This window comes from Paenibacillus sp. NPDC058898 (genome assembly GCF_049316025.1).
Lineage (GTDB): Bacteria > Bacillota > Bacilli > Paenibacillales > Paenibacillaceae > Paenibacillus_AQ.
This window is the reverse complement of the sequence record NZ_JBMOSM010000009.1, coordinates 44,160-58,351: the sequence shown is the minus strand read 5'-3', so window position 1 is coordinate 58,351 and position 14,192 is coordinate 44,160. Positions and strand designations below refer to the sequence as shown.

Annotated in this window: 11 protein-coding genes and 1 riboswitch; of the genes, 8 read left to right on the top strand and 3 right to left on the bottom strand. The window is 50.7% G+C overall.

Features of this window, described 5'->3' with window-relative positions:
- Window positions 1-148: 148 nt before the first annotated feature.
- Both ACOZB4_RS22725 and ACOZB4_RS22720 read left to right on the top strand, forming a co-directional pair.
- The gene (locus ACOZB4_RS22725; protein WP_379406692.1) at window positions 149-2,500 is read left to right on the top strand and encodes a YcdB/YcdC domain-containing protein; all 2,352 of its coding nucleotides are present in this window, start codon (window positions 149-151) and stop codon (window positions 2,498-2,500) included.
- A gap of 107 nt (window positions 2,501-2,607) precedes the next feature.
- Window positions 2,608-3,750, top strand: a complete 1,143-nt coding sequence (locus tag ACOZB4_RS22720; protein ID WP_379406693.1) for a transglutaminase domain-containing protein — start codon at window positions 2,608-2,610, stop codon at window positions 3,748-3,750.
- Between the two features lie 75 nt (window positions 3,751-3,825).
- Here the strand turns inward: ACOZB4_RS22720 and ACOZB4_RS22715 are convergent, their stop codons facing one another.
- Both ACOZB4_RS22715 and ACOZB4_RS22710 read right to left on the bottom strand, forming a co-directional pair.
- Window positions 3,826-5,217 (bottom strand): amino acid permease, encoded by a 1,392-nt coding sequence (locus ACOZB4_RS22715; protein WP_256720774.1) that lies wholly within the window; start codon window positions 5,215-5,217, stop codon window positions 3,826-3,828.
- A gap of 171 nt (window positions 5,218-5,388) precedes the next feature.
- A riboswitch (Lysine riboswitch) is annotated at window positions 5,389-5,568 on the bottom strand.
- Between the two features lie 118 nt (window positions 5,569-5,686).
- A complete protein-coding gene (locus tag ACOZB4_RS22710; protein WP_379406694.1) occupies window positions 5,687-6,817 on the bottom strand; it encodes a virulence factor in 1,131 nt (376 codons plus the stop codon).
- A 360-nt stretch (window positions 6,818-7,177) separates the two neighbouring features.
- On the opposite strand from ACOZB4_RS22710, the gene ACOZB4_RS22705 reads away from it, so the two are divergent.
- The 5 genes from ACOZB4_RS22705 (at window position 7,178) to ACOZB4_RS22685 (ending at window position 12,759) form a co-directional block, all read left to right on the top strand.
- Window positions 7,178-8,530, top strand: coding sequence for a cytochrome ubiquinol oxidase subunit I (locus tag ACOZB4_RS22705; protein ID WP_379406695.1), 1,353 nt, complete (start codon window positions 7,178-7,180; stop codon window positions 8,528-8,530).
- Window positions 8,527-9,558, top strand: coding sequence for a cytochrome d ubiquinol oxidase subunit II (locus tag ACOZB4_RS22700; RefSeq protein WP_076325412.1), 1,032 nt, complete (start codon window positions 8,527-8,529; stop codon window positions 9,556-9,558). The genes ACOZB4_RS22705 and ACOZB4_RS22700 overlap by 4 nt, the downstream gene beginning before the upstream one ends.
- Window positions 9,559-9,563: 5 nt before the next feature.
- A complete protein-coding gene (cydS, locus tag ACOZB4_RS22695) occupies window positions 9,564-9,665 on the top strand; it encodes a cytochrome bd oxidase small subunit CydS (RefSeq protein ID WP_422759654.1) in 102 nt (33 codons plus the stop codon).
- Window positions 9,666-9,791: 126 nt separating this feature from the next.
- On the top strand, window positions 9,792-10,823 hold the full coding sequence (locus ACOZB4_RS22690; protein WP_339268097.1) for an MBL fold metallo-hydrolase: 1,032 nt from the start codon (window positions 9,792-9,794) through the stop codon (window positions 10,821-10,823).
- 310 nt (window positions 10,824-11,133) lie between these two features.
- A complete protein-coding gene (locus ACOZB4_RS22685; RefSeq protein WP_379406696.1) occupies window positions 11,134-12,759 on the top strand; it encodes an ABC-F family ATP-binding cassette domain-containing protein in 1,626 nt (541 codons plus the stop codon).
- Window positions 12,760-12,883: 124 nt separating this feature from the next.
- On the opposite strand, the gene ACOZB4_RS22680 is transcribed toward ACOZB4_RS22685, so the two are convergent.
- Window positions 12,884-13,075 carry a hypothetical protein gene (locus ACOZB4_RS22680; RefSeq protein WP_076325415.1) on the bottom strand — a complete coding sequence of 64 codons (192 nt, stop codon included), beginning with the start codon at window positions 13,073-13,075 and terminating at the stop codon, window positions 12,884-12,886.
- A 226-nt stretch (window positions 13,076-13,301) separates the two neighbouring features.
- Here ACOZB4_RS22680 and ACOZB4_RS22675 point away from each other — a divergent pair, with 226 nt between their 5' ends.
- Window positions 13,302-14,177 (top strand): cation diffusion facilitator family transporter, encoded by an 876-nt coding sequence (locus ACOZB4_RS22675; RefSeq protein ID WP_379406697.1) that lies wholly within the window; start codon window positions 13,302-13,304, stop codon window positions 14,175-14,177.
- Window positions 14,178-14,192 lie beyond the last annotated feature (15 nt).

The window sequence follows — 14,192 nt, the reverse complement described above, 5'->3', positions numbered from 1 at the left end:
TTACTACATAAGGAATATATAGACAAGTTATGGTATTATTTAGGTAGCTTGGTTATGTCATTGCTGCCGTGTACAGGCACTTGTTAAGGATATCATCATGTGTAAGTAAGGCATGGTTAGGTTCAAGTAATGGAAGGGAGCGAATCAAGTGAATCCATCGGGTAAGAAGAAGGTAAGGGTAAAAAAGACCGTGTGCGCGGTTACGGCTACAGCCATGCTATGTTTGGCGCAGCCGGTATGGGGAGACAATTCCGTTCCGGGCAGCGGAATCATTGTATCCGATACGGTAACTACCGTGACTAGCAGCGATAACACCGGTTCGGAGAGCGTAACGGATAACGAAATACCGAAGGGCGCAAAAATTTCATCCAAGCAGGCGGAAGACATCATTAAGAAGGCTTTCCCGGAGCTCAAGAACGTGAAAGTGTCGAATGTGCAGTTCCTGGAGAATGATGGCATGAGATCGAGCGCGCTTGCTTGGGATCTGCAAATGGTACTGACCAAAGGGAACTCAAGCTCCGGCTTCAATGCCCAGGTCAATGCGGTCACGGGGGAACTTCTTAACATTTATATCCCTCATTCTTTGATGAACCCTGGTAGCGACAAACCGGTATTAACCCGGGAAGCAGCCAAGGAGAAGGCGCTGAAATGGATCGGCAGCCATGTATCGGATGTGAAGACGAGTGAGCTTAAGGAGAATGAGGCTTATCTCGGGATGCAGACGGCATTGTTCAGCCCGCCGCGGTTTGAGTTTTATTTCCAGACCTCGGTGAACGGGATTGAATCGGATGTGAACAGCATCTCGATCACGCTTGACGGACAGGGTAATACCGTGAACTATTCCCGGAATCAAATCAATGAGGAGTTTCCTTCATCCACACCGAAATGGAATGAGGCCTCCATCCGTAAAGTGTTTGAAGATCAGTTCCAGGTATCCTTGGCCTATGTACCTGATAATTTATATAACAACGCCAAAGGCAATTATTTCTTAGGTTACATACCTAATGATCAATCAGGCAATTCACTGGATGCCAATACAGGCAAGTTCATTAGTTTCTCAGGGGAAGAGAGCGGGTTTACCTCGGTTGAGAATGGCGCGATTCCGGCATCCAAAGAAACCTTTAAGCCAATCACCGCTCCATTCGCTGGCGGAGAGGCAGCAGCCATATGGGTGGAATCGCAGATCAAGCTCCCGTCTGGTTTAAAGACCGAATCCAAGAGACTGGGTACAAGATGGAACAACAGCGAGGTTAAGACGTGGAACATAAGTTGGGGCGAAAACAAGCTTTCCGCCATGGGCGGAGGGGAGACGGTATCCGCAGAGGTGGACGCCAGGACCGGGCAGATTTACTCGTACAACCGATATCGTTTTGACCGGGCCGAGGCTGCGGAAGTGAAGAACCCGATTTCGCAGCAGGCTGCGCAGGATCTCGCATTCGAGACGGTAAGCAAGCTGGTACCGCATGCCGCCGAGGAATGGAAGCTGACATCGGTTGAAAAAATGGGCAAAGACACTAAAACCCTCAGCTACCAATTTTCATTCCAACGCTATGTTGGTGATATTCGCGTCATGGGCGATTCCCTGAGCCTCACGATGGAGGCCAACGGGCAGATCCAGGGCTTTAGCGTGAATTCGGACGCCGTTCTGTCCAAACTGCCAACGGATGCAAAACCGGCCATCAGTGCGGAGCAGGCAAGAGCTAAATATCTGGAAGAAATTGATCTGAAGTTGAAATACGGTTACTACGGTGGCTACTCAATGGCCGGTAATGAGGTTATGAAGCCTTTCATCAAGCTGATTTATTATCCGACACACAAAAAGGCGGCCTTCGGCGGCATAACGGTGCCGCTTGATGCCAAGAGCGGGGAATGGCGCGATATCATGCCCGAAATGAGCCGCAAGGATATTCCGGCGGTTACCGATACGGCGGGGCATTATGCGGAAGCGGCTCTTAAGGAGCTGGTGAAATATCGGGTGCTGGTTCCGGACAAGGACGGAAAGGTATACCCGGATCGCCAGATTTCCCTTGGCGAATGGTATCAGCTGGTGGCGGCTTCGGTAAGCCCGTCCTATGAGCAGCTGTATGGAAGACCTACAATGGATCCATACGCAGGCTTACAGCCGGACCATCCGTATTACCAGGCCATTCAGGTGCTGATCGGGCAGAACTGGATCCCTTATGATCCGGACAGCCCGCTGCAGCTGGACCACAAACTGACAAGGGATGAACTGGCAAGCTCGCTGACCCGCATCCTGAATTATGAGAAGCTGTCCAAAGCCTTTATCCTTCCAACTGACGTCCAAGGGATATCGGATGCCGACGCCATCACTAACAAAGGAGCAGCCCTGATTGCTCTCAAGCTGGGTCTTCTGCCTGCAGTTGATGGCAAGTTCTTGCCGGAGCGTGAGGTGACGCGTGCAGAGGCTGCAGAGGTTCTGGTTCGCATGTCGAAGCTCGCGGGACGTAGCGATTCCTTCCTGTCCTCATTTTATTGGTAGTATTTGAGATTCGTGCCCGGTCGACAAAACTAGAACCCTTAAGCCCTGATGTTATGTGTTACAATAATGGTGCATACGGATGAGGAAGATGAAGGGCGGGTGTACCGATGAAACGAAGCCGAGGAACAATCGTTAAATTACTGTTCATAGGGTCTTTGGCGGTAACCGTTGCAGCAGTACCTGAACCAGCTAATCTCAGTGATGTCTATGCCACCTCCAACAAAGCGGTCGTGAAGTCGGTCAATGGGATTCAGCAGAAACTGCTGACAGCGATGAGCGACAGGCAATCGACGGTGCGATTTGTTTACCAGGGGGAGACCCAATCGCTGAAATCGCAGCTTAAAGATGCACTTGATCAGGCAATGGCCAGTGATCCCTATATTCATTACACTATTGCTAGTTATAGCTACGACTATCGTGGGACATCCAGTTCCGCCAATGTCACGGTTCGGTTGAGTTATCGCGAGACTGCGGAGCAGACGAACTATGTGAACCAGAATGCCGACAGCATTTTGAAGCAGATCATCAAGCCGGGCATGAATGATCATGAGAAGGTGAAAGCCATCCACGATTGGGTTGTCCGGAACTTGAAATACGATACCTCGCTTACGAAATATACGGCCTATGACGGGCTCTATACCGGAAGCACAGTATGCCAGGGCTATTCCCTGTTAACGCATAAACTGCTCAAGGAAGCCGGAATCCAGAACAAAATTGTGGAGGGCACGGCTTATGCCTCCGATAATCCGAAGGGCCAGCTCCATGCCTGGAATCTGGTCCTTCTGGACGGCAAATGGTACCATCTGGACACGACGTGGAACGATCCCGTGCCGGATCGCGACAACGAGGTATCCTATACGTACTACCTCCGGACGGATGAACAGATGGGCCGTGACCATACCTGGGTCAAATCCTATCCGAAGGCGAGCACCCTTTACCGCAACACGCTGTCAGGGCTTGCCGTAAAGGATCGTTCGAGAGCAGGAGTATACGAACAATTGAAACGGGATCTGGAATATCAGCTCTATGATGCCCGTTCCATCGTCAGCTCCTATACACAGCTCCAACCATTGGTTAAAGCTGCAAAGGCTGAAGGCAGCCAGAAGCTGGTGTTCCGGTTTGACGGCAGCGAGCGAGAGCTTGTGAATGTGCTCCAGCAATTGCAGATGAAGAGCAATCTCGGCTCCATCAAATACTATCACCATGCGTTTGAGAACACCGATGATCTGAGAGTGCAGATTATTTGGTAATATGTCCGCATCAAAAAAAACAGCTTCCGTTCCCAAGTATGGGAGGGAAGCTGCTTTTGGTATGTCTGATCTATATTATTTGACGTTCGTGCTTAAATCGCACTCGTCCAATGGCACGACGCGGCTCTTCTTAATCAAGCGGTAGCCGAACCAGATGGAGAGGAACAACGGAATGCTGACATAAGTGGCAATGATCGTTAACCAATCGATCTCCCCGCTGAAATTGCCTTGACCGATAATGGCTACAAGACAGAGCAGGAAGGCGAAGATGGGACCGAAGGGGAACCAGCGTGCACGGAACGGCAGCTCCTTCAGGTCTTTACCTTGGGCGACATAGGCTTTGCGGAAGCGGTAATGACTTACGGCGATGGCCAGCCAGTTAATGAATCCGCACATCCCGGAGGCATTCAGGAGCCACACGTACACCACGCCATCGCCGAAGAAGGAGGCCAGGAAGGCCAGCATACCTACGGCAGAGGTTACGATTAGAGCCGCAACCGGTACGCCGCGGCTGTTCAGGCGGCTCAGCCATCTTGGAGCCATTCCTTGTTTCGCCATGGCATACAGGACACGGGTTGAAGCATACATTCCCGAGTTGCCTGCCGACAGCACGGAACTTAGAATAACGGCATTCATGACGGATGCGGCAAAGGCAAGCCCGGCCTTCTCAAACACCAGCGTGAAAGGGCTGACTCCGATATTATCGACCCCGGATTGAAGCAAGCTCGGGTGGGTGTAAGGGATCAGCATGCCGATGACAAAAATAGCGAAAATATAGAAGATCAGGATGCGCCAGAACACCTGACGGATGGCTTTAGGGACATGTTTTCTCGGATTTTCGCTCTCGCCGGCTGCGACCCCGATCAGCTCGGTTCCCTGGAAGGAGAAGCCGGCAGCCATGAACACGCCGACCAGCGCGAAGAACCCGCCGTGTACCGGCCCATCGCCTAGGTTAAAGGTGCTGAATCCAACGGCTTCACCGCCAAGAATACCGAATATCATCATGACACCGATGATGAGGAAGATAATGACGGTTGCCACCTTAATGATAGCAAACCAATATTCCGATTCGCCGTATCCTTTGGCGGATAGAACGTTTAAGCCGAACATAATCGCCAGAAATAGAAGACTCCACAGAAATGACGGGCTGTCCGGGAACCAAAATTTAATAATAACCGTGGCCGCCGCGAGCTCGGCCGCGATGGTAACAGCCCAGTTGTACCAGAAGTTCCAGCCGACGGCAAATCCGAAGGCAGGGCTGACAAACCGGGAGGCGTAGGTGCTGAACGAGCCGGAATCCGGAAGATACGTAGCGAGCTCGCCCAGGCTGGTCATCAGAAAGTAAACCATGAGGCCAACCGCGGCGTAGGCGATAAGCGCTCCGCCTGGGCCGGCAGAGGCGATGGCCGTTCCGCTCGCCAGAAACAGGCCGGTACCGATCGATCCGCCAAGGGCGATCATTGTCATATGACGGGCTTTAAAGCTCTGCTTCAGCGAAGCAGCTGGTGCTTTTTTGCGATTCAAGATCGAACACTCCTTCTATACATTAAGAAATGATATTTAAAATATACCCTGTTGAAACAAAAAGACCGCAGGTATTATACCTGCGGTCTTTATCCGTATCCGCACCATACCCTCCATGAAGATAGCTCAACACGGGGAAATCCCCGTGACAGTTCCGTCTCTTTCGACAACGGCCCCAGCACAGAATACAAGAGTATACCCTGCACTTCGGCATTCATGCCTTTCACTATGCTTCACCGGCTTCTCTTCGCCTCGGCACAACTACTGATCATGTCTGCAACCTCTACCTCATCTTGGAATGATGAGGCTATCTATTTATTCAATTCTAACAAGAGAGTCCTAGTATAAATCACATTCCATGTTAGAGGCAATGGTTAAATTTTACGGTATGAAGGTGGTCCTGTTGATACGATTACGATTGATTCCGTTTGGCCATTTGCTGCCAGACGGTTCCGGCAGCTTCTTCGCCGGATTCGATGCGTTCCAGTGCCATTCGTGCCTGCAGACTAACCTCGAATTCCGGATCGTTGGCGGCTTCCTCCAGGGCGGAGCGGGCTTCCTCGGTACCCACTTCATACAGGAAACGGGCCGCACGCCAGCGTACGATTTTGCTGCTGTCTTTGAGCGACTCGATCATGACCGGGGTAGCGGCAGCATCGCCGATATCGGACAGCGTATCGCCTGCGGTACGGCGAACAGCCGGTGTTTCGTCGCGCATGGCTTCATATAGGAGCTCCATCGCTTCAGGGGTGCGAAGATCGCCCAAGTAGACGACGACCAGCCGACGGATCTGCATCTTTGGATCCCGAAGCGCTTGGCGGAGAAGCGGAATATGCTTCTCAGATGGCTCCAGTGCATCCAGTGCGGCATAACGGACGCGCCAGTCCTCATTCTGCAGAGCGGCTTCGGTTTCCTCGTCAGTCAGCTTCCGGCGCTGCTCGACGAATTCCTCGTCGCTGGCACCGTGGGCAATCGCCTGGGCAACGACCTTATCGAGGCGCTCCTGCGGGAAGGCAGCTTCAAGCTCCTGCTCTACGTCACGTGCGATGCCTTCCAGTTGGCCGTAGCGAACGCCGTACTCCTTGAGCTTGCGTTCTTTGATGAGCGTCGTGGTTCCCACCGCGGCTACCGCTTTGGCGAAGCGCTCCGACAGACCGATGCGTTCTTCCTGATTCCCGCTTTTGACACGAATTTGCATTGGAATATTCCGGAAGTACTGCACGAATACTTGAGCCTCTCCAAAAGCGATACCATCCGCACCTTCTTGGAGTCCGGCCGCAAGGCCCTCCTGACCGAATATTTCCTGAACGGCGCCCAGAATGGAAGGCCAATCGGCATTACCTTTACGGTCGAGCGCGATGAAATCAAGGGTATGAAAGACGCTCTTTACGCCTGGGATGTGGAGCAGCTGCCTAATCCAGGGGGGAGCCGACCGTTCGTTGTCCAGTGTATATGTTCTGCGAATCCCGGACTCTAGTGTTTCGTCAAGGTGAAGCATCATGGAGTTCGGGCTCGGGGTTGGTTCAATAAATGTAATTTTCATGGTATGATCTCGCCTCCTTATCCTCTTATTGTACCTCTTTTCCATGCAGGAAAAAACATCATGGCAAGGATTCAAACAAAATAAGCAGACTTTGGATAAAAAGAGGGAAGGTTTGTAAAACTGATAATGATTGGATATATGCCATTTGTGTGTTTCAAGAGAATGACGCGTGGAAGGGCCGCGCCCTTGCAGAAGGGCTGGAATACTTAAAGGAGGCTAGGCTGACGGATGCACAGGAAGCAGGAGCGAAAGCTTGCGATTCTATGCTTTATTGTTGCGGCCATAATGCTATACGGCGCCGTGAAAGGGTATCTGCGCTATATGAAATATTTTGGATAAAGAAACTGAGGAGTGAACCTGATGTCTTCACTGGACCCCGTACTGATGAGCCGGATCCTGACCGGTTTGACCCTGTTTGTACATATTGTTCTGGCAACCATCGGCGTTGGGATTCCGATTATGCTGGCCCTGGCGGAATGGAGGGGGATTCGGACAGGGGACAACCATTATACGTTGCTCGCCAGGCGCTGGGCGCGGGGATTCGTGATTACGGTGGCCGTCGGCGTTGTGACAGGTACTGCCATCGGCTTGCAGCTTAGCTTGTTATGGCCCACCTTTATGCGTGTAGCCGGTAAAGCCATTGCGCTGCCGCTGTTTATGGAAACCTTTGCTTTTTTTGTGGAGGCGATTTTTCTTGGCATTTATCTCTATACATGGGATCGATTCAAAAATAAATGGACCCATTTGCTGCTGCTTATTCCCGTGGCGATCGGCTCCTCCGCGTCAGCATTCTTTATCACGAGCATGAATGCTTTTATGAATCAGCCCCAGGGCTTCGAACTGGTAGATGGGGTATTTACGAATGTGAATCCGTTTGTGGCTATGTTCAATCCGGCAACGCCGACCAAGGTGAGCCATGTGCTGGCATCAGCGTATACGACCAGTGCGGCTGCGCTGGCCAGCATAGCCGCTTTCAGTTTATTGCGGGGAAGCAGGCACATCTACTTTAAGAAAGCGCTGAAGCTTACTGTCGTGTCCACCTTTGTTTTTGCAGTGGCTACCGTGATGATCGGAGATTTCTCTGGCAAATTTCTGGCTAAATACCAGCCCGAGAAGCTGGCGGCGGCCGAGTGGCATTTTGAGACGATGACACAAGCCCCGCTCATTTACGGCGGCTTTCTGGATCAGAATAACGAGATTAAGTATGCATTGAAGATTCCCTATGCGTTAAGCATATTAGCGGGAAACAGCCCCAGCACGGAAGTCGTTGGCCTGAATGAATTTCCGGAGAATGAGAGACCGCCGATGTCAGTGCATTATTTTTTCGATTTGAAGGTGACCAGCGGCGCCGTGATCGTTCTGATTCCGCTTCTGTATATGTTCCGCAAGAAACTTCCTGGCAAAAGGCCTTATCCAAAATGGCTGCTGCTCAGTATATTGGCTTTGGGGCCTCTTTCGATGTCAGCCATATGGCTGGGCTGGTTCCTTGCCGAGATCGGAAGGCAGCCGTGGATTGTGCGGGGATACATGAAGGTATCGGATGCGGCAACCACTTCATCAAGCGTCGGCTGGATGCTGGTGCTGTTTATTATCCTGTATCTGGTGCTATCCGTATCCGCGATCCGCGTGCTGAGCCAATTGTTCCGGAATAAAAGCGCCGAAGAGGAAATCCGGCTGCTGGGACTCGAAATCGAAGGGGGAGACCGCAAATGAGCTATGCAATGGTAGCAATAACCGTGCTGTGGACATTTCTGTTTGGCTATTTGCTGGTGGCCTCGATTGATTTCGGTGCCGGATTTTTCAGCTATTACAGCGTGCTCACTGGACACGAGAACAAGATTCATAACATCATCCAGCGGTATTTATCTCCCGTCTGGGAAGTTACCAACGTATTCCTGATCTTTTTTGTGGTCGGGCTTGTCGGATTCTTTCCGGATGCTGCGTATTATTATGGCACCGCTCTGCTTGTGCCGGGCAGCTTGGCCCTTGTGCTGCTGGCGATCCGCGGCGCTTACTACGCCTATCACACGTATGGCAGCCAGACTGGGAACAATATCGTGTATATGGGGCTCTACGGGGCAACGGGGCTTCTCATCCCGGCCGCATTGTCAACGATATTGGCCATCTCGGAAGGTGGCATTATCTATATGGACAACGGGAAGGTGGAGCTTCATTGGTATACGTTTTTCACGAACCCGTACACGTGGTCGGTCATCCTGCTTGCACTTGTGAGCGTTCTGTACATCTCGGCGATGTTCCTGTCTTATTACGCGCAGCGTGCGGGGGATGAGGTAGCGTTCGGCGTGGTCCGGGGCTATGCACTGGGGTGGAGCGGACCGACGATCCTGGCTTCGGTTTTCGCGTTTTTCCAGATCAACCATCAGAACCCGGTGCATTTTGGGCAGATGCTGGATATCGCATGGATGTTTATCGCCTCGTTTATCTGCTTTGTCATTGCGGTGTATCTTGTATGGAAACGAATCCGGCTCGGCATCGCTTTTATCATGGTTATGCTCCAATTTGCCTTTGCCTGGTATGGGTATGGACGCTCGCATCTGCCATATGTTCTCTATGATTACATCCATATTCATGAGAGTATTACCAACGATACGATGGCGATCGCTTTGATTACCGCATTTATCCTGGGTTTCTGCGTATTGGTTCCTTCCCTGATCCTGCTGATGCGATTGTTTCTGTTCGATGCGAACTACATTCGTGGAAAATCCGCGAAGAAGGGGTGAGGCAAGTGGAGGACTTCGCCATTTTCATAGCACCGCTGCTCACCGTACTGGCTGCTGTAGCCTTTATGGCGATCTATGTCGTCAAGTATAAAGATCCATCGGATTGATTCTGACAAAGGCAAATACGGGTTGTTTCGCCACGAATCATTCGGTGTAAAAAGAACAACATACGCAAAGTTGAGCGGAGAGGTCAATACGGGGTAAAATACAGGGTAATGGAAGGAGGAGGCTGCATGCCAAAAATTCGCTATAACAATATCGATAACGTCAGCACGGATAAAACACTTAAACAATTCAAGCAGTGGCGCGACGAACGTCGTCAGAAGAAGAAGGATTATTCCTACTGTATTCCGAACCTGACGCCGGATCTTCAGTATTTGCATAGCAACCGGCACGAAACCTCCGTTACCTGGATCGGGCACGCTACGTTCTTCATCCAATATGAAGGCTTGAATATCGTGACTGATCCCGTATGGGCGCGGAGAATGGGGTTTAATAAGCGCCTTGGAGAACCTGGACTTCCCATTCATGAGATCCCCCCGATTGATGTCATTTTGATCTCGCATTCCCATTATGACCATATGCATGTTGCCTCGATCCGCAAGCTGTACCGTGCGGACACCACGATCATCGTACCCGTTGGTCTGCGTCGCAAAATGATCAACAAAGGCTTTCGCCGCGTGATCGAACTGCAGTGGTGGGAATCTGCAACCATTAAGGGCGTTAAATTCTCCTTCGTGCCGACACAGCATTGGACTCGGCGTACGCCGTTTGATACGAATACATCCCATTGGGGAGGATTCGTGATGGAGCCCGTGCTGCAGGATGCGAAGAGGGATTCGGGTTCTTCCGATGAATCGCTATGCTATAACGAACCTGTCGCGGAGGATGGCACCCGCCTGCTTCCGCCGAATTTGTATTTTGCCGGAGACAGCGGTTATTTCGAGGGCTTTAAGCTGATCGGAGAACGCTTTAACATTCACCTTGCTCTGATGCCGATCGGGGCATATGAGCCGGAATGGTTCATGACGTCACAGCACGTTAATCCGGAAGAGGCGCTGCAGGCGTTCCAGGACGTGAAGGCCGAGACGATGATTCCGATGCATTATGGCACTTTCAAGCTGGCAGACGATACGGCCAGAGAAGCGCTGGATAGGATGGAAGCGGAACGCGAGCGGCTGGGGATCGCCAAGGAGCGTATTTGCGTATTAAAGTACGGAGAAACCTTCAAGGTTCAGCCTGAGCGGAGAAGCGTGACATCGTAACTGAAACGTACAAACGATTCTGATCAAGCAAATGCATAATACGGAAAGATTCATACACCATAGACTAGCAAAAGAAGGCCCGGAAGGTTTTTTATAACCTCTCGGGCCCATTTTCAGTTGGACTTTTTCTATTAAACTAGAAAAAGTAGTTTTTGATCGACGGCGTCCTGTCCTGTGCGCTTGAGAAAAGGGTGCAAGCAGGAGGTTATATTTGTTTAAAACCGTTTTATATCGTCCAGAAGCTTCGATAACCGTCGTACTTATGCTATAATGTGCTGAAACCAATAGTGATAAAGGATGGTAATGCTTAATGATCAGTACAAGCGGCGTAACGCTCCGCTATGGCAAACGAGCACTATTTGAAGATGTCAATATAAAATTCACCCCGGGCAACTGCTACGGCCTCATCGGCGCCAACGGGGCGGGTAAGTCTACATTTCTGAAAATCCTCTCTGGTGAGATTGAACCGAACCAAGGCGAGGTTCATATGACACCGAATGAACGGATGGCGGTTCTGAAGCAGAACCACTATGAATACGACCAGTATCCAGTCCTGGAGACGGTTATTATGGGTCATGCCCGGCTGTATAACATCATGAAAGAGAAAGATGCGCTGTATGCGAAAGCCGATTTCTCTGAAGCAGACGGCATGCGTGCGGGTGAGCTGGAAGGCGAATTCGCAGAGCTGAACGGATGGGATGCAGAGCCGGATGCGGCAGCGCTCCTGATCGGTCTCGGCATTCCACGTGAGCTGCACGATAAGAAAATGTCGGAGCTGAGCGGTAATGAGAAGGTACGCGTTCTCTTGGCGCAAGCATTGTTTGGCCGTCCGCATAACCTGCTGCTGGATGAGCCTACCAACCACTTGGACCTGGAATCGATTCAGTGGCTCGAGAACTTCCTTATGGATTATGAAGGCACCGTTATCGTGGTATCCCATGACCGTCACTTCCTGAACAAGGTGTGTACGCATATTGCGGATATCGACTTCGGTAAAATCCAACTGTATGTCGGCAACTATGATTTCTGGTATGAATCCAGTAAGTTGGCGCTTGAACTTCAACGGGATGCCAACAAGAAGAAGGAAGAGAAGATCAAGGAATTGCAGGCATTTATTCAACGCTTCTCGGCGAATGCTTCCAAATCGAAGCAGGCGACTTCCCGTAAGAAACAGCTCGATAAAATTACGCTGGAGGATCTTCGTCCTTCGAACCGTAAATATCCGTTTCTTCATTTCAAGCCTGAACGCGAGGCGGGCAAGCAGTTGCTTACGGTTGATGGCATCACCAAATCGATGGATGGGGAAAGGGTTCTGGATAATGTCAGCTTTGTTGTAAACAAAGGCGACAAAATCGCATTTGTTGGACCGAACGGTATGCCGAAAACGACGCTGTTCCAGGTCATTACAGGAGAAACCGAAGCGGATGCCGGTGAATACAGCTGGGGTGTAACAACCACCCAGGCGTATTTCCCGAAAGACAACTCTGCTTATTTTGACGGTGTTGATATCAACCTTGTGGAATGGCTGCGCCAATATTCCAAGGATCAAGATGAGACTTTCTTGCGCGGATTCCTTGGCCGCATGCTGTTCTCGGGTGAGGAAGCGTTGAAGAAAGCAAGCGTATTGTCCGGGGGCGAGAAGGTTCGCTGTATGCTGGCCAAAATGATGCTGAACGGCGCGAATGTGCTCATCTTCGATGAGCCGACGAACCACTTGGATCTTGAATCCATCACGGCACTCAACAATGGTCTGATCGATTTCGACGGAACGATTCTGTTCACCTCGCATGACCATCAGTTCATTCAGACGATTGCCAACCGAATTATCGAGATTACGCCAAATGGCATTATCGACCGCAGCATGAGTTATGATGAGTATCTTGAGAGTGAAGAGATCAAGGGACTTCGCGAAAGCATGTACCCGGTTGAAGTTTAAGAAATAAGATACGACGGCGAAGATGATGGCGCGAGCTTTCATCTTGCACGATCCATTAAAAAATGCTGCACCTTCCAAGTATGGGAGGTGCAGCATTTTTTGCGTTATGCACGGACGGGCTCTTCTACGAACCGCCGGTACGACGACGCTGGTTGTTTGGTTTTTTATTGTTTTGGCTTTTCATTTTTTGCGCTGAACCGGCCTGGAATTGTCCGGGCTTGTTCGCGGATGAGTTTTGCTGTTTCTTTTGTTCCAGCTTTTGCCGGATTGCATCAGCCAAATTCACTTTACGTGACTCATTATTATTCTCGGGCATAGTATCACCCTCCTCTTTGTGTTCGCCTGTCCTCATTTTATTCGTTTTTAAATCGCCCGGCAAGGGTAACAATGATTAATACCATTTTCTACGCTCATGGTTCTTTGACCGAAAGCAATTATGTTTCTCTAGACCCACACGAATGACCTTTGCTAGGATTAAATATGGATAATGATGGATATCGCTTGAGGCCTGCAAAAGGGCAAGCAAAGGAGAGACGTATAAAGTGAATAACGCCTATGAAAACATCAAACAAGGGGAACGCGGGGCTTGGATCAGTATTGCAGCCTACCTCGTGTTGTCATCATTTAAAATATTCTGTGGATACTTATTTGCATCCAGTGCTTTGCTTGCTGACGGTTTCAACAACCTGACGGATATTGTGGCATCACTCGCCGTATTGATCGGACTGCGAATTTCCCAGAAACCGCCGGATTCCGATCATGCGTATGGGCATTTAAGGGCGGAGACGATTGCGGCTCTGGTTGCTTCATTTATCATGGCGGTCGTGGGTATCCAAGTGCTGGTTGAAGCCGTTCGTTCATTTTTTGAAGGCTCTAAGGAAATACCAAATTTATGGTCTGCCGGCGTGGCCGGCATCTGTGCCGTTGCCATGCTTGGCGTATACCGGTACAATCGGAACCTCGCACGGCGCATCGATAACCAGGCACTCATGGCAGCGGCCAAGGATAATTTATCGGATGCACTTGTCAGTGTGGGGGCAGCTGTTGGTATTATCGGCGCTCAATTCGGCCTGCCCTGGCTGGATACCCTAGCTGCGGTAGCGGTTGGTGTCATTATTTGCAAAACGGCTTGGGAAATATTCAGAGATTGCACCTATAGTCTAACGGACGGTTTTGATGAAAACCGTTTGTCGGACTTGCGCAGTACGATTGCCCGTACGCCCGGTGTCGAGGGGATTAAGGACATGAAGGCCCGAATTCACGGCAATCATGTGCTGGTGGATGTTGTCATCGAGGTTAACCCGGATATCAGTGTTCTGGAGGGTCATCAGATCAGTGACCGGATCGAAGAACAGATGGAGAAGATTCACAATATTATGAGTGTCCACATTCATGTGGAGCCTAAGGGATCTTCCTAGGGGGCACCGAAGAGG

What these genes read in the sequence shown, in the direction of transcription:
- ACOZB4_RS22720 (WP_379406693.1), top strand. Translation starts at nt 2,608, where the DNA reads ATGAAACGAAGCCGAGGAACAATCGTTAAATTACTGTTCATAGGGTCT.
- ACOZB4_RS22715 (WP_256720774.1), bottom strand. Translation starts at nt 5,217, where the DNA reads ATGACAATGATCGCCCTTGGCGGATCGATCGGTACCGGCCTGTTTCTG.
- ACOZB4_RS22710 (WP_379406694.1), bottom strand. Translation starts at nt 6,817, where the DNA reads ATGAAAATTACATTTATTGAACCAACCCCGAGCCCGAACTCCATGATG.
- ACOZB4_RS22705 (WP_379406695.1), top strand. Translation starts at nt 7,178, where the DNA reads ATGTCTTCACTGGACCCCGTACTGATGAGCCGGATCCTGACCGGTTTG.
- ACOZB4_RS22700 (WP_076325412.1), top strand. Translation starts at nt 8,527, where the DNA reads ATGAGCTATGCAATGGTAGCAATAACCGTGCTGTGGACATTTCTGTTT.
- ACOZB4_RS22690 (WP_339268097.1), top strand. Translation starts at nt 9,792, where the DNA reads ATGCCAAAAATTCGCTATAACAATATCGATAACGTCAGCACGGATAAA.
- ACOZB4_RS22685 (WP_379406696.1), top strand. Translation starts at nt 11,134, where the DNA reads ATGATCAGTACAAGCGGCGTAACGCTCCGCTATGGCAAACGAGCACTA.
- ACOZB4_RS22680 (WP_076325415.1), bottom strand. Translation starts at nt 13,075, where the DNA reads ATGCCCGAGAATAATAATGAGTCACGTAAAGTGAATTTGGCTGATGCA.